This window comes from Bradyrhizobium sp. UFLA03-84, assembly GCF_002289535.1.
Taxonomy (GTDB): domain Bacteria; phylum Pseudomonadota; class Alphaproteobacteria; order Rhizobiales; family Xanthobacteraceae; genus Bradyrhizobium; species Bradyrhizobium viridifuturi.
Map to the genome: position 1 here is coordinate 870,141 of NZ_NSJY01000013.1, position 13,687 is coordinate 883,827.

At 64.8% G+C, this 13,687-nt stretch carries 17 protein-coding genes; 8 read left to right on the plus strand and 9 right to left on the minus strand.

What is annotated here, in order from left to right; genetic code table 11:
* Positions 1–56 precede the first annotated feature (56 nt).
* Together CK489_RS18195 and sseA are read left to right on the plus strand one after the other, a co-directional pair.
* Positions 57–470, plus strand: coding sequence for a rhodanese-like domain-containing protein (locus tag CK489_RS18195; RefSeq protein ID WP_050422006.1), 414 nt, complete (start codon positions 57–59; stop codon positions 468–470).
* Positions 471–617: 147 nt separating this feature from the next.
* Positions 618–1,475, plus strand: a complete 858-nt coding sequence (sseA, locus tag CK489_RS18200; RefSeq protein ID WP_095733696.1) for a 3-mercaptopyruvate sulfurtransferase — start codon at positions 618–620, stop codon at positions 1,473–1,475.
* A 10-nt stretch (positions 1,476–1,485) separates the two neighbouring features.
* On the opposite strand, the gene CK489_RS18205 is transcribed toward sseA, so the two are convergent.
* Positions 1,486–2,337, minus strand: coding sequence for a hypothetical protein (locus tag CK489_RS18205; protein WP_095733199.1), 852 nt, complete (start codon positions 2,335–2,337; stop codon positions 1,486–1,488).
* Between the two features lie 328 nt (positions 2,338–2,665).
* On the opposite strand from CK489_RS18205, the gene CK489_RS18210 reads away from it, so the two are divergent.
* Entirely contained in the window at positions 2,666–3,916 is a 1,251-nt protein-coding gene (locus tag CK489_RS18210; protein ID WP_095733200.1) for a L,D-transpeptidase, read from the plus strand.
* Between the two features lie 75 nt (positions 3,917–3,991).
* Here the strand turns inward: CK489_RS18210 and CK489_RS18215 are convergent, their stop codons facing one another.
* Entirely contained in the window at positions 3,992–4,954 is a 963-nt protein-coding gene (locus tag CK489_RS18215; protein WP_050627766.1) for a D-2-hydroxyacid dehydrogenase family protein, read from the minus strand.
* 123 nt (positions 4,955–5,077) lie between these two features.
* Positions 5,078–5,320 carry a hypothetical protein gene (locus CK489_RS18220; protein WP_050627765.1) on the minus strand — a complete coding sequence of 81 codons (243 nt, stop codon included), beginning with the start codon at positions 5,318–5,320 and terminating at the stop codon, positions 5,078–5,080.
* Positions 5,321–5,593: 273 nt separating this feature from the next.
* Here CK489_RS18220 and ettA point away from each other — a divergent pair, with 273 nt between their 5' ends.
* Entirely contained in the window at positions 5,594–7,243 is a 1,650-nt protein-coding gene (gene ettA / locus CK489_RS18225; protein WP_050627764.1) for an energy-dependent translational throttle protein EttA, read from the plus strand.
* Here the strand turns inward: ettA and CK489_RS18230 are convergent.
* Entirely contained in the window at positions 7,203–7,718 is a 516-nt protein-coding gene (locus CK489_RS18230) for a hypothetical protein (RefSeq protein WP_245350408.1), read from the minus strand. The genes ettA and CK489_RS18230 overlap by 41 nt on opposite strands.
* A 166-nt stretch (positions 7,719–7,884) precedes the next feature.
* Here CK489_RS18230 and CK489_RS18235 point away from each other — a divergent pair, with 166 nt between their 5' ends.
* Entirely contained in the window at positions 7,885–8,469 is a 585-nt protein-coding gene (locus CK489_RS18235) for a TIGR00645 family protein (protein WP_074128031.1), read from the plus strand.
* 120 nt (positions 8,470–8,589) lie between these two features.
* Positions 8,590–9,810 (plus strand): lytic murein transglycosylase, encoded by a 1,221-nt coding sequence (locus tag CK489_RS18240; protein WP_502694132.1) that lies wholly within the window; start codon positions 8,590–8,592, stop codon positions 9,808–9,810.
* A gap of 156 nt (positions 9,811–9,966) precedes the next feature.
* On the opposite strand, the gene CK489_RS18245 is transcribed toward CK489_RS18240, so the two are convergent.
* The gene (locus tag CK489_RS18245; RefSeq protein ID WP_029084043.1) at positions 9,967–10,251 is read right to left on the minus strand and encodes a hypothetical protein; all 285 of its coding nucleotides are present in this window, start codon (positions 10,249–10,251) and stop codon (positions 9,967–9,969) included.
* A gap of 237 nt (positions 10,252–10,488) precedes the next feature.
* A complete protein-coding gene (locus tag CK489_RS18250) occupies positions 10,489–10,794 on the minus strand; it encodes a hypothetical protein (RefSeq protein WP_050422015.1) in 306 nt (101 codons plus the stop codon).
* Positions 10,795–11,146: 352 nt separating this feature from the next.
* Here CK489_RS18250 and CK489_RS18255 point away from each other — a divergent pair, with 352 nt between their 5' ends.
* Both CK489_RS18255 and bfr read left to right on the plus strand, forming a co-directional pair.
* Entirely contained in the window at positions 11,147–11,422 is a 276-nt protein-coding gene (locus CK489_RS18255; RefSeq protein ID WP_050422037.1) for a (2Fe-2S)-binding protein, read from the plus strand.
* A 224-nt stretch (positions 11,423–11,646) separates the two neighbouring features.
* On the plus strand, positions 11,647–12,135 hold the full coding sequence (bfr, locus tag CK489_RS18260) for a bacterioferritin (RefSeq protein ID WP_095733698.1): 489 nt from the start codon (positions 11,647–11,649) through the stop codon (positions 12,133–12,135).
* A gap of 96 nt (positions 12,136–12,231) precedes the next feature.
* Here bfr and CK489_RS18265 read toward each other — a convergent pair whose 3' ends face one another.
* The 3 genes from CK489_RS18265 to CK489_RS18275 form a co-directional block, all read right to left on the minus strand.
* Positions 12,232–12,645, minus strand: coding sequence for a hypothetical protein (locus CK489_RS18265; protein WP_050627761.1), 414 nt, complete (start codon positions 12,643–12,645; stop codon positions 12,232–12,234).
* Positions 12,646–12,820: 175 nt separating this feature from the next.
* A complete protein-coding gene (locus tag CK489_RS18270) occupies positions 12,821–13,174 on the minus strand; it encodes a hypothetical protein (RefSeq protein ID WP_050627760.1) in 354 nt (117 codons plus the stop codon).
* A 154-nt stretch (positions 13,175–13,328) separates the two neighbouring features.
* Positions 13,329–13,676: an MmcQ/YjbR family DNA-binding protein gene (locus CK489_RS18275; protein WP_050627759.1), complete on the minus strand. Its 348-nt coding sequence runs from the start codon at positions 13,674–13,676 to the stop codon at positions 13,329–13,331.
* Positions 13,677–13,687: the final 11 nt, after the last annotated feature.

The following is a 13,687-nucleotide window of genomic DNA, read 5'->3' on the forward strand; positions in this document are numbered from 1 at the left end:
GCTACATGCGTCGCGCGCCGACAGGCGCGCCAACAACAACATCCAGGGAGAGCCCCATGCCCCAGAACATCCACCGCGGCATCAAGGTGATGATCGACGAGGCCAATGCCGAGATCGAAACCATCAGCGCGGCCGACGCGATCACGATGATCGGCAAGAACGACGTCGTCATCGTCGACATCCGCGATCCCCGTGAGATCGAGCGCGACGGCAAAATCCCGGGCGCGTTTTCCTGCACCCGCGGCATGCTGGAGTTCTGGATCGATCCGAACAGCCCCTATGCCAAGCCGATCTTCCAGGAAGACAAGAAGTTCATCTTCCACTGCGCCGGCGGCCTGCGCTCGGCGCTCGCCGCCAAGACCGCCAAGGACATGGGCCTGAAGCCGGTCGCGCATATGGGCGGCGGCTTTGCCGCCTGGCGCGAGGCCGGCGGTCCGATCGAGGCGTGGGAGCCGAAGAAGAAGGGCTGAGACAATCGTATCTCTGTCGTCATTCCGGGGCGCGACGCAGTCGCGAACCCGGAATCCAGAGGTTGCTTCGCGAGCTTCCCCGATGCGCAATTGCGCATCTGAGGCTCACGCTTCGCGTGTCCCCCGGAATGACATGAAGGAATGATGATGACCGCCACCGACGATCCGCTCGTTTCGACCGAATGGCTGGCCGCGCATCTCGGCGATGCCAACGTCAAGCTGCTCGACGCGACCTTCAAGCTGCCCGGCGTGCTGCCGCTGCCGAAGGATGATTACCTTGCCGCGCATCTGCCCGGCGCGGTGTTCTTCGACGTCGACGCGGTGTCCGATCACTCCAACCCGCTGCCGCACATGTTTCCGAGCGCCGAGCAGTTCGGCCGCGACATCGGCGCCCTCGGCATCAGCAATGCCGACACCGTCGTGATCTATGATGCCGGCGGCTGGGTTGCCGCACCCCGCGCCTGGTGGATGTTCCTGTCGTATGGTCATCGCAACGTGCGCATCCTCAACGGCGGACTGAAGAAGTGGCGCGCCGAGGGCAGGGCGGTCGAGAGCGGCGAGGTGAAGCCGAAGCCTGCGACGTTCAAGGCGAGCTACGATCCGAAGCGGGTGCGCGGCATCGAGCAGATGATCGCCAATGTCGAAAGCCGCAAGGAGCAGGTGATCGATGCGCGCGCCGCCGATCGCTTCGAGGGCCGCGCGCCGGAGCCGCGGCCGGGCATCCGCGCCGGCCACATCCCGGGTGCCCGCAACGTGCCGTACAATCAGCTGTTCGATGCCGCGACCGGCGAGATGAAGCCGCTCGACGATCTGCGCAAGTCGTTCACGGGTGCCGGCGTGAAGCTCGATGCGCCTGTTGTCACGAGCTGCGGCTCGGGCGTTTCGGCCGGCGTGCTGACGCTCGCGCTCTACCGGATCGGCGTCACCGACACCGCGCTCTATGACGGCTCGTGGTCGGAATGGGGGCAGGCGAGCGGCCCGCCGATCGCAACGGGGCCAGCCTGATCAATATCTCCTAGCGTCGCGTCAGCGGCACCGGCACCGGGATCGGGTTGCCGAACGGATCGAGCTGCTGCTGAACGGCCTGCCGGATCACCGGCCGCGCGCGGACAATCCGCCGCCGCTCCTTGCGATGCGCCGGCTTGCTGGTCGCACTGCGTTCCGGCTTCTTCGCCTCGGCGGCCTTCGGCGCTGCCGGCGTCTTCACGACAACTTCTGGTCCGCCCAGTGTCGCGATCTTCGTCTCGGCCGCGATGGTCTCGGGTGACGGCGGCGGTGCGGGCTCCGGCACAACCATTGCTGGTACGGGTGCTGCGGGCGCGGGCTCGCCGGTTGCGGCGGGCGGATCAACCACAGCGGCGACCTTGGGGTCGGCAGCCGCCGGCGCTGCTTCGGCCGCGGCCGGTGTCGGCTGCGATGCCGGCGACGGATCCGGGGTCGAAGGCTGCGGAACGATCTCGGTGGATTGCGCCGCTGCGGGCGTCGCGACGGCTTGAGGTTCGGCCATGGGGGAGGCGGCCGGCGGCGCATCATCTGCCTTGACCGCGGCGAGCTTCTCCGGCTCGGCGGCAGGCGGAGCCTCCGCGGCAGCGGCCGGCTCGGACACTGCCGGTTCGGCGGTGGTCGAGGGCGCGGAAACATCCGTCGTCGCCTTGTCCGCAGCGGGCTGATCGACCCGCACCATGGCGAGCACCGGCGGAGCCTCCGGCTGCTGTGCGAATTGCGGCTCGGGCGGCGCGCGGCGGACCGGAATGCTGGCGAATTCCTCATGTGCCGCGCGAAACAGCGCGGCGGCCCCTAACCCGAACACCAGGAGCGATATCGCCAGCACGATCGCGGCGAACAGGAATCGAAGGCCGGGGAGCATGGGCGCGGGTTCCCCCTTCTGCGGGAGGGTCTCTGATGTCGAGGGAACGCGGTGACCACACAAGAAAGCCGGTGTCGCGAACGCGAATCAGGCCGATTCGAAGATATCGCAACCCTCGGAGACTGTTTGTTACAAAATGCGGGTGATTGATGACTTTGGGCACGTGGACAAACAATCCCGACCCATGAGACATCTTTGCCGCAGCGTTGACGGCAAATCACAAATGCCCGAAATAGCCCGGATTTCGCGGATTTGTCTTGAATGCGCCGCTATCTTCCTGCATTGGGCCGTTAACAGTCCGGTGTGGCTTGGGGACTATAATAGAGCAATGATGATCAACCGCATTCTGACGATTTGCGCTGCCACGGCTCTCGGCCTGGCGGGAACCTCGCTTGCGCGTGCGCAGCAGGGTTATCCGGCTCCCCAGGGCCCGGCCTATTCGGCCGCGCCGCAGCCCTACTCGCAGGGCAACATGCCGGATTTCGATGCCATCAACGACGATGACGATGCGCCGCGCAATTCGGCCGCGCTGCCGCCGCCCGGCCCGGTGATGTCGCCGGACGACCCGCGCTATGGCCGCCCGATGAATGCACCCGTCTATTCCGATCGTGGTGCGCCGACTGGTCCCGTGATGTCGCCGGACGATCCGCGCTACGGCCGTCCGATGAACGCTCCGGCGGTTTATTCCGATCGCGGTGCGCCAACCGGTCCCGTGATGTCGCCCGATGATCCGCGCTATGGCCGTCCGATGGGGCCGCCGCCGGTGATCTATGGTGATCGTCCGGGCGCGCAGCAGGCCAATCGCGACAATGGCGTTCCAGCCGCTGGCGTGTCCTATGGCGACGACCGCGGTGGCATGCGTCCGCCCGAGGGTGTCACCGGAGCCGTGCCGCAGCAGCAGGCGCCGGTCGATGCCAATGGCAAGCCGGTGCAGATCGCGGCGCTGCCGCCGGACGAGCAGCCGGAAGACGGCCCCGCGCAACTGGCCCCGAATCTGCGCCGCCAGGAAGTGGCGTTCGCGACCAAGGAGCCGGCCGGCACGATCGTTGTCGATACGCCGAACACCTACCTTTATTACATCCTGGGCAATGGCCGGGCGATCCGCTACGGCGTCCGCGTCGGCCGCGACGGCTTCACCTGGACCGGCGTGCAGAAGATCACCCGCAAGGCCGAGTGGCCGGATTGGCATCCGCCGCCGGAGATGATCGAGCGTCAGCCCTATCTGCCGCGCTTCATGGCCGGCGGACCCGGCAACCCGCTCGGCGCCCGCGCGATGTATCTCGGCTCGACGGTGTACCGTATTCACGGCACCAACCAGCCGTCGACCATCGGCAAGTTCGTCTCGTCGGGCTGCATCGGCATGCTGAACGAGGACGTCTCGGATCTGTTTGAACGCGCCAAGGTCGGCACCCGCGTGGTTGTGCTGCCCGGCGGCGCAGCCCCGGGAACGACGACGGCGTCCGCCGCGCCGCCGCCCAATCCGATGGCCCCCGCGCCGACCCAGGCGCAGGCCGCACCGCTGCCCGGCACGCAGCCGACCGCGGTGCAGCCGCTGCCCGCGCCGGTCACGGTGCGCTAGGGCAATCGGAGAACTCATCATTGAAAAAGGCGCGCGAACAGCGCGCCTTTTTTGTTTGCCGATCGATGTCCGGCCTCAGGCCAGCCGGCGCGGCGGCTCGCCACCCTTGGTGAAGGCGTCGATACAGGCGACCATCTGCTGATAGTGCGCCTGCAGGCTCTCGCGCGTCGCGTAGCCGAGATGCGGCGTGATCACGACGTTGTCGAGCTTGCGGAGCGGATGATCTGTCGGCAGCGGCTCGACCGAGAACACGTCGATGCCGGCCCCGGCGATCTTCTTCTCGCGCAGCGCCGCGAGCAGCGCGTCCTCGTCGACTATCGGCCCGCGCGCGGTGTTGACGAGATAGGATGACGGCTTCATCCGGGCGAGGTCGGCGGCGCCGACCAGTCCGCGCGAGCGCGGGCTCAGCACGACATGGATGGTGATGATGTCTGATGTCGCGAACAGCTCGTCTTTGCTGGCGTAGCCGACGCCGGCCTCCTTGCATTTCTCGGGCGTGAGGTTGGGGCTCCAGGCGATCACGTTCATGCCGAACACCTTGGCCATGCCGGCGACCTTGCTGCCGAGCTTGCCGAGGCCGATGACGCCGAGCGTCTTGCCCTCGATCTCGGTGCCGGCAAAGGTCTGCCACGCCTCGCCGGCATGCATGCGCGCGTTCTCGCGACCGATGCCGCGGGTCAATTCCAGGATCAGGCCCATGGTCAGGGGCGCGGTGGGGTCGCGGCTGTACTGGGTGCCGCACAGCACCACGTTGCGCGCCTTGGCCGCCTCCATGTCGATCGCGGCGTTGCGCATGCCCGACGTGATCAGGAGCTTCAGCTTGGGCAACGCGTCGAACAGGCTCTTCGGGAACGGGGTGCGCTCGCGCATCGCGCAGATGATCTCGAAATCCCTGAGCTTCGCCGCGGCCTCTGCCTCGCTCGCGAACGGCTTGTCGAACACCGTGACGTCGATCCGATCCTTGAGCGTCGGCCAGTCGGCCAGCGAAAGCGCGATGTCGAAATAGTCGTCGAGGATTGCACAGCGGAGCCGCGTCATCGGAAAGGTCCATTCAGGGTGAGGGCAACGGCAAAAATCACCGTCGGGATCCCCTGATGGTCGCGCGCAATCGGGGGGCGCGCAAGCGGCCGCAGTTTCAAAAGGCGGCGACCGTCACACGGTTCAGGACTGCTTGCGCGTCTTCGCGGTCCGGATATCGGCGAGCATCGATCGGACCGCCGGCGACAGCGCCATCTGCTTGGCGCGGCAGGCCGGGCCCGGGCCGCGCATATAGTGCAGTTCCGGCCGGTAGGGATTGAAAGCCTTGGCGACGAAGGCGCTCCAGAAGGCGCGGAATTCGGCGAACAGCGTCGCCTCGCCCTTGGTCGCCGGGCGCGAAAGAGGAGCTGAAATGATGGTAGCCATGACGTGGCCTCAACTGTTTTGGTCGCGGTTCTGCCGCAAAAATCGCCGTTTTCCGGCGTTGCAGACGAGTTTTGGCCTGATTTATTAAAAGATGGTTTCAATTGTCGTGATTCCGCGCGCACATCGCCGCGAACCCGTAGTCACCCGTGGTGAGCGCACGAAACGTGGTGAACGGATGGAAAACGCACGCCCCGCGGTTGCGCTTTCGGGGGCCGGCCGTTACATCGGCGGCAGCAAAATTTCCACAAATCGGATCAATTCCAGGGACAGCGGATGGCTCGCCAGTTCATCTATTTCATGCAGGGTCTGACCAAGGCGTACCCGACCCGCAAGGTGCTCGATAACATCCATCTGAGCTTCTACCCCGACGCCAAGATCGGCGTGCTCGGCGTCAACGGCTCGGGCAAGTCGACCCTGCTCAAGATCATGGCCGGTCTCGACAAGGAATATAACGGCGAGGCCTGGGTCGCCGAGGGCGCCCGCGTCGGCTATCTCGAGCAGGAGCCGCAGCTCGATGCCTCGCTCTCGGTCCGCGAAAACGTCATGCAGGGCGTCGCCAAGCAGAAGGCGATCCTCGACCGCTACAATGAGCTGGCCGTCAACTACTCGGACGAGACCGCCGACGAGATGACCAAGTTGCAGGACGAGATCGAGGCGCAGGGCCTGTGGGATCTCGACAGCAAGGTCGACCAGGCGATGGACGCGCTGCGCTGCCCGCCCGACGACGCCGATGTCACGAAACTGTCGGGCGGTGAACGCCGCCGCGTCGCGCTGTGCCGCCTGCTGCTCGACCAGCCGGAACTGCTGCTGCTCGACGAACCGACCAACCATCTCGACGCCGAGTCGGTGTCGTGGCTGGAAGGCCATCTGCGCAACTATCCCGGCGCGATCCTGATCGTGACCCACGACCGCTACTTCCTCGACAACGTCACCGGGTGGATCCTCGAACTCGACCGCGGCCGCGGCATTCCCTACGAGGGCAATTACTCGTCCTGGCTGGTGCAGAAGCAGAAGCGGCTCGAGCAGGAAGGCCGCGAGGACGCCGCGCATCAGAAGACGCTGGCCCGCGAGCAGGAATGGGTGGCGTCGTCGCCGAAGGCCCGCCAGGCCAAGTCGAAGGCGCGCTACCAGCGCTATGAGGAACTGCTCAAGCAGGCCAGCGAGAAGCAGACCCAGACCGCGCAGATCATCATTCCGGTGGCCGAGCGGCTCGGCGCCAACGTCGTCGACTTCGAGGGCCTCAGCAAGGGCTTCGCCGATCGGCTGCTGATCGACGATCTCAGCTTCAAGCTGCCGCCCGGCGGCATCGTCGGCGTGATCGGAGCCAACGGCGCCGGCAAGACCACGCTGTTCAAGATGATCACCAAGCAGGAGACGCCCGACAAGGGCAGCATCACGGTCGGCGAGACCGTGCATCTCGGCTATGTCGACCAGTCGCGCGATGCGCTCGACGGCAAGAAGACGGTGTGGGAAGAAATCTCCGGCGGCAACGAGCTGATCCTGCTCGGCAAGAAGGAAGTCAACTCGCGCGGCTACTGTTCGTCGTTCAACTTCAAGGGCGCCGACCAGCAGAAGAAGGTCGGCGCGCTGTCCGGCGGTGAGCGCAACCGCGTGCATCTCGCCAAGATGCTGAAGTCGGGCGCCAACGTGCTGCTGCTCGACGAACCGACCAACGACCTCGACGTCGACACGCTGCGCGCGCTGGAAGAGGCGCTGGAGGATTTCGCCGGCTGCGCCGTCATCATCAGCCACGATCGCTGGTTCCTCGACCGCATCGCGACCCACATCCTGGCCTTCGAGGGCGACAGCCATGTCGAATGGTTCGAGGGCAACTTCCAGGATTACGAAAAGGACAAGATGCGCCGGCTCGGCCAGGACAGCATCATTCCGCACCGCGTGAAGTACAAGAAGCTGACGCGCTGATCAGGCCTCGCAGGTCGCCAAACCGGTCGAGGAAGGCCCGTGCGCGGGGCAGCGCGTCGTGAAGGAATTTCTTTGGCTCGCGCAGCCAAAGCCCTTCGATCTGGCGCGAGCGCCGTTCCGAGATCAGGATTTCGGCCGGCAGATCGACGAGCGTCGCGTCCCAGCCTGGAAAAAACCGGCGTGCGCGCCGGAAGCCGAGCGACAAAAGCTGCGCTTCGGTGGTCAGCCCATGGTAGTCGAACGCGGCCTTGCCGTCCGTGACGTAGATGTGGTTGCCGGTGTAGCCGGGCGCCGGCTTGATCCATCGGGCGTGAAAGCCGAGATCGGCGTATCTCTCAAGGAACGCGTAGGCGAGCACCTGGCAGGCACCATTCGCAAAGAAATGGCGATCAGGCCGATGCCATCGACGTTCCGGATCGTCCTTGACGTTGAGCTTCGGAAAGAACATCGGCGCGCGCTCGCGCTGGGCGGACAATATGGCGAGACTATCCCTTGTCGGCGGCGGGGAAAGGGTCGAATTTCGGATACTTGCGGAATCGTGACGGCATCGCGGCGCAATCTGCGGCCAGTTGTCGCTTTTCAAGCGCGCGGGATTGCGTAGATAGAGCGCTCCGCAATTTCAATTCCGCGAGCAATCCAACATGTCCGCTGTTTCCGACGCGCGCGCCCCTTTGAAGGGCCGCTCGCTGCGTCCCGTTCCCATGCTGATCTTCGGATCGCGCTGGCTGCAATTGCCGCTCTATGTCGGCCTCATCATCGCCCAGGGCGTCTATGTCGTGCTGTTCCTCAAGGAGCTGTGGCACCTGTTCGCGCACGCGTTCGATTTCAGCGAGCAGCAGATCATGCTGGCCGTCCTCGGCCTGATCGACGTCGTCATGATCTCGAACCTCCTCGTGATGGTGATCGTCGGCGGCTACGAGACCTTCGTCTCGCGCCTCAATCTGCAGGGCCACCCGGACGAGCCGGAATGGCTCAGCCACGTCAATGCCAGCGTGCTGAAGATCAAGCTCGCGATGGCGATCATCGGCATTTCCTCGATCCATCTGCTGCGCACCTTCATCGAGGCCGGCGCGCTGTCGTCGGGCAAGGGCAACTACACCGAGACCGGCGTGATGTGGCAGACCATCATCCACTGCGTCTTCATCCTGTCGGCGATCGGCATCGCCATCGTCGACAAATTGTCGAACGACTCGATCGAGGGCGCCAAGCAGCAATCCGGGCATTAGGCCGCCAACGGTTCACAGCAATCCGGTGTCGTGATAAGCCTCACGACACTGGATATCGCGGGTGTTCGCCGGATGGCGCGCCCATTGGACCGCTGTCTGAACAGGTTGTTGCATTTGGCATTGCTCCGCGCGCTTGCCTTCGGGCTTCTGCTTGCATCCGTCGTCTCGCCCGCGCGTGCGGCCGACGCCGCGTTCAGCCAGTTCATCGCCTCGCTGTGGCCTGAGGCCAAGGCGGCCGGCGTATCGCGTGAAACCTTCGATCGCGAGACGCGTTCCCTCGAGCCCGACTACAAGCTGCCCGACCTGATCCTGCCCGGGCGTCCCAAGACCGGCGCGCCGGCGCAGGCCGAGTTCGTGCAGGTGCCGGCCGACTACATCAAGGAAGCCTCGATCGCACGGCTCGCTGCGGAGGGACAGCGGCTGTTGCAGAAGTATCGGCCGTCGCTCGACGCGATCGAGAAGCGGTTCGGCGTTCCTCCAACGATCGTGCTGGCGATCTGGGGCCGCGAGACCGACTACGGCCGCTATTCGCTGCCCTACGACACGCTCCGCGTGGTGGCGACGCAGGCCTATGTCGGCCGTCGCAAGGATCAGTATCGCACCGAGTTCATCCTCGCGCTGAAGATCCTCGGCGAGGGCGTGGTGACACGCAAGGAACTGCGCTCGTCCTGGGCGGGGGCGACCGGCTACACCCAGTTCCTGCCGTCCGAGTACTACAAGCACGGCGTCGATCTCGACGGCGACGGCAAGGTCGACATCTGGCACTCGGTGCCGGACGCGCTCGCCTCCGCCGCGCAGCAGCTCGTCAACAAGGGCTGGCAGCCCGGCGTGCGCTGGGCCTACGAAGTCACGGCGCCGGCCAATGCCGACTGCACGATGGGCGTGCCTGAAGTGACAAGGCCGATCAGCCAGTGGCTGCGGGCGGGCTTCGTGCCGGTGCGCGGGCAGAAGCTCAGCGCCACCGAGCAGGCGCAATCGGCCTCGCTGCTGCAGCCGGAAGGCATCTACGGTCCGGCCTTCCTGACCACGCCGAACTACTTCGTGATCAAGGAGTACAATTTCTCCGACCTCTACGTGCTGTTCGTCGGTCATCTCGCCGACCGCATGACCAGCCCGCAGCCGTTTGCGACGCCATGGTCGGCGTCGAAGCAGCTGCGCTCCGCTGATGTCGAGGCGATGCAGCAGCAGCTGACCAAGATCGGGCTCTACAAGGACAAGCTCGACGGCAAGGCCGGGATGCAGACCCGCGCGGCGCTCGGCGCCTACCAGAAGCAGGCCGGGCTCAAGGTTGACTGCTGGCCGAGCGAGGCGGTGCTGCGCGCGATGCACGGGCAGCGCTAGAGCATGATCCGGAAAAGTGCGAAGCGGTTTTCCGATAAGATTATGCGCAAACGAAGGGCTGCAAGGACAATCGCCAAGACTGTTTCGGAGCGGAAAAACAAAAACCCGGCCGCAAGGCCGGGTTTTCGAGTGTGATGCTGAAACCGTGTCGGTCGATCAGTCGCAAACCTGGATGCGACGGAAGCGCCAGCCGTAGCCGTCCCAGAAGCGCTCACGAACCCAGCGGCACGGAGCTTCTTCGACGTAGGTCGGGGCCGGTGCAACATAGACCGGGGCCGGACGAGCGCCTGCGATCGCGCCTCCGAGCAGGGCGCCGCCGATCAGGCCGCCGGCAACGCCGGCCGCAACGGCGCCTCCGTCACCTGCCTTGGCAGCCGGAGCAACGGCCAGCGAACCGGCAATCGTGGTAACGGCAACGAGGGCAGCTAAAGTCTTCTTCATGTCTTTGGCTCTCCTGGAAGGTGGTGGCGTCATGGTCCGACGCCGGGTTTTAGGTGACTCGCACGCTGATCTCGAACTGCTGTCTTGCTAAACAGCGCAGAACAGTCAACCGAAAGTAAACGTCCGCAGGCTCATCGCGCAGAAAAGCGGTTTTTTCTGGCCATCTACAGCCGATGTCCCGGACAAACAGTCGGTTTTCCGGGACATCAGGTTCGAATTAATCGAGATGAACGGCGATCAATCGCAAACGCGGACGCGGCGAACGCGCCAGGTGTAGCCGTCCCAGAACCGCTGGCGCTGCCAGAAGCAGTCGGGGCCGTAGCCGGGCTCGGCGACATAGGCCGGACCGGGCGCGTAGTAGCCGTAGCCGGGACCGTAATAGCCGTTTTGCGAAGCGATCGCGCCACCGACGATGGCGCCACCGATCAATCCCGCAGCGACGCCGGCGGCGACACCGCGTTGTGCCTGGGCGGGGGCGGGCACCGCCACAGCCGAAACCGCCAGAGTGGCGGCGGCGCAAAGCGCCAGCAATGTCTTCTTCATGACCTCACCTTTCTCACGGGAGCGGGGACAGCGTGCGTTGGCGATCTGTCTCGCGCTAAGGGTTCCATATTCCGCTTGAATGTTCAATGAACGACGCTGCCGTATTCGCGACCAAATGCTTGCAGCTTTTGAAATATTTCGCAATGCACAGACTAGAGCGCCGTCGGGGCAGCGGGTGTCCCCGGCGCATTGAGAATGGTCAAAAAACCGGCGTCCCCCGATTTAGATTCATTCCAATATGAATCCCGCATCAGTTTGGAATTGCTACAAAAACGGCTTTTTCCTTTTGCATCCGGCCGGGGCCGACAATATCCATATTGCCAAGCATCACCCGTTGGACCTGCCTCCTCTGATGATTGTCTGTTCCTGTAACGTCCTGAGCGACCACGATGTCCGCAATGCCGTGAACGGTGGCGGGTCCGTGACACGAAATGCCAAGCAGGTGTATGGCTGCCTCGGCTGTAGCGCCGAATGCGGCCGCTGCGCGCGCACCATCAAGGCGATCATCGACGAGGCGCTCGGTCCCTGCGCCAAGGCCTGCTGCTCCGGCTGTCCGCACAGCGGCCATCCGCACGCCGCCAACGACGAAGACGCCGAGCCGGCCGAATTCGCGCTCGCGGCCTGCTGAGGCATTTTCCGGCCCGGAGCCGAAGCTCCAGCTTCCTGTCTTGACGCGTTTTCCGCCCGCGTACCGGCCTTCACACCGCGGGCATGCGCTCTGTCTCCACCAAATTCATCGAATCCGGTTATCCACGCGCTGCTTCCGCGATGGGTTGCTCTCTCCGGTAATCTGATTTAGAAGCGTTCTAAATTCAGACCGGCCAACGGTGGCCGCGACAGGTGGAGTGGATCATGCAAGGCGACCCGAAGGTCATCGATTATCTGAACAAGGGGCTGCGCAGCGAACTGACCGCCATCAATCAGTACTGGCTGCACTACCGGATGCTCAACAATTGGGGCCTCCTGGAGATGGCCAAGGTCTGGCGCAAGGAATCCATCGAGGAGATGGAGCACGCCGACAAATTCGTCGATCGCATCCTGTTCCTCGACGGCTTCCCGAACCTGCAGGTGCTCGATCCGCTGAAGATCGGCCAGGACGTCAAGGAGATCATCGAGTGCGACCTGGCCGCCGAGATCGGCGCCCGCACGCTCTACCAGGAGGCGGCGACCTACTGCCACGGCGTCAAGGATTACGTCAGCCGCGACCTGTTCGAGCAGTTGATGAAGGACGAGGAACACCACATCGACTTCCTCGAGACCCAGCTCGACCTGATCAAGCGCATCGGTCTTGAGCTCTACACCCAGAAGCACGTCGGGCATCTGCAAGGCGAGGATCACTGAGCGGCGTTTCGCCCTCGGAGAGAGTGCCGCAAAGAAACGAGAGGCCGTCCTTGCGGGCGGCCTCTTTTGTTTTCGCGATCCGGGTGAAGCTCTCGCTCAGTAGCACCGCGTGATGTTGATCGTACGGTCACCGCCGCGTCCCGGCACCGTCACGGTCTCCGTGGGGCAGCTCGACACATAGGGGCGATCGGACGGCGCCACCGCCGGCGGATAGCGGTGCGCCCAATCCCAGGGCACGTCCTGGGTGTAGGTGTAGCGGACGTCGTTCGAGACCGGCGCCGGGACCTCGGCGGCGAGGGGAGCCGCGGCCAGCGCGTCGTCATAATATCCGCTCGTCCCGGGCAACACGATGCCGGGCACCCGCACATGGTGGCGGAAGGCCGGATGGTGCGAGGAGAACGTGCCGCGCGGCGCGGCTCCGGATCTCGCATCGGTCTCGGTCGAGGAAGCAAGCAGCAGCGCTGCAATGCCGAGGGACGCCAGCAGCGCCCCGGATGTTCGATAGCTCATGGCACGCACCAACCCGCGGTTACGGAGCAGTGTGCGGACGCTAGGCCGGGCCGCGTTGCGCCCGCAAACGTATCCTTAATTATTGGTTAAAAAGTAAGGTTAACAGAAGGTGGATGTTTCAAATTGGCGCGATCGGCCCGGGGCTGGCGCGCACCGCACGTCCGATGCAGAGCCGTCAGACCGCGTCCGCCGGCACGAAGCAGCTGATGATGATGCTGCCGCGGTGATGCACGTACCACACCACGGCCTCGCCGACCGGATTGCCGCGATCGCGGATCACGGCGCGCTCCGGCACCATCATCCATTCGCCCTCGATCGGCACCCAATAGGCGCCGCCCCGAACATCGTAGCTGGTGCGATGGCCATCGGAGATGTCGCAGCACGGCACGCCGTTCGGCGCGATCACGCTCTTGAACCAGGCGCGGATATCGGGCGGCACATTTTCGTATTGGCCGTTGTCGAACGCCAGCGCAGCGCCCGCCATGATGACGAGCCACGCGAGCACCGCGCCATGCGTCAGCCTTCGCATTGCATTCCTCCGCGAAAACCTTGTGCGTGATCCGCGCAACGCCCGCGCGCGAATCCGGTGTTTGCGCGATTAGGCACGAACCGCGTGCGGGATGCATGCTCAAAGAATGAGCGAAGCGGTGCGGTCTCCGTGATGCAGTGCGGGATCGCGCCGTTCAGGCTGGCTTCTTCGTGCGTGCCTTCTTCGCGGGCTTCGCTGCGATGTTGTCCCGCGCCATCGTCAGCGCGCTGCGCAGCGTGAGCTGGTCGGCTTTGGCGAGACGGACATTGGTGCTGCCGCCCTTGCCCCAGCCGCCCGGCACCGGCCGGAAGATTTCCGGCTCAGCCTCGACCACGACAGCCTGCTGCTCCGGCGTCAGCTTCACCATGCCCCAATCCTTGTCGGGATAGCCGAGCGTCGCGAAGATGCGCTTGCCGACGCGGAAGTCGGCTGTGCCGTGATGCGCGCCTTCAATCACGTCGGGTAGGCTCAGCGCTGTACGACGAAAGCGAGTTGCGGACATCGTCCTGACCT

What these genes read in the sequence shown, in the direction of transcription:
- CK489_RS18195 (WP_050422006.1), top strand. Translation starts at nt 57, where the DNA reads ATGCCCCAGAACATCCACCGCGGCATCAAGGTGATGATCGACGAGGCC.
- sseA (WP_095733696.1), top strand. Translation starts at nt 618, where the DNA reads ATGACCGCCACCGACGATCCGCTCGTTTCGACCGAATGGCTGGCCGCG.
- CK489_RS18205 (WP_095733199.1), bottom strand. Translation starts at nt 2,337, where the DNA reads ATGCTCCCCGGCCTTCGATTCCTGTTCGCCGCGATCGTGCTGGCGATA.
- CK489_RS18210 (WP_095733200.1), top strand. Translation starts at nt 2,666, where the DNA reads ATGATGATCAACCGCATTCTGACGATTTGCGCTGCCACGGCTCTCGGC.
- CK489_RS18215 (WP_050627766.1), bottom strand. Translation starts at nt 4,954, where the DNA reads ATGACGCGGCTCCGCTGTGCAATCCTCGACGACTATTTCGACATCGCG.
- CK489_RS18220 (WP_050627765.1), bottom strand. Translation starts at nt 5,320, where the DNA reads ATGGCTACCATCATTTCAGCTCCTCTTTCGCGCCCGGCGACCAAGGGC.
- ettA (WP_050627764.1), top strand. Translation starts at nt 5,594, where the DNA reads ATGGCTCGCCAGTTCATCTATTTCATGCAGGGTCTGACCAAGGCGTAC.
- CK489_RS18235 (WP_074128031.1), top strand. Translation starts at nt 7,885, where the DNA reads ATGTCCGCTGTTTCCGACGCGCGCGCCCCTTTGAAGGGCCGCTCGCTG.
- CK489_RS18245 (WP_029084043.1), bottom strand. Translation starts at nt 10,251, where the DNA reads ATGAAGAAGACTTTAGCTGCCCTCGTTGCCGTTACCACGATTGCCGGT.
- CK489_RS18250 (WP_050422015.1), bottom strand. Translation starts at nt 10,794, where the DNA reads ATGAAGAAGACATTGCTGGCGCTTTGCGCCGCCGCCACTCTGGCGGTT.
- CK489_RS18255 (WP_050422037.1), top strand. Translation starts at nt 11,147, where the DNA reads ATGATTGTCTGTTCCTGTAACGTCCTGAGCGACCACGATGTCCGCAAT.
- bfr (WP_095733698.1), top strand. Translation starts at nt 11,647, where the DNA reads ATGCAAGGCGACCCGAAGGTCATCGATTATCTGAACAAGGGGCTGCGC.
- CK489_RS18265 (WP_050627761.1), bottom strand. Translation starts at nt 12,645, where the DNA reads ATGAGCTATCGAACATCCGGGGCGCTGCTGGCGTCCCTCGGCATTGCA.
- CK489_RS18270 (WP_050627760.1), bottom strand. Translation starts at nt 13,174, where the DNA reads ATGCGAAGGCTGACGCATGGCGCGGTGCTCGCGTGGCTCGTCATCATG.
- CK489_RS18275 (WP_050627759.1), bottom strand. Translation starts at nt 13,676, where the DNA reads ATGTCCGCAACTCGCTTTCGTCGTACAGCGCTGAGCCTACCCGACGTG.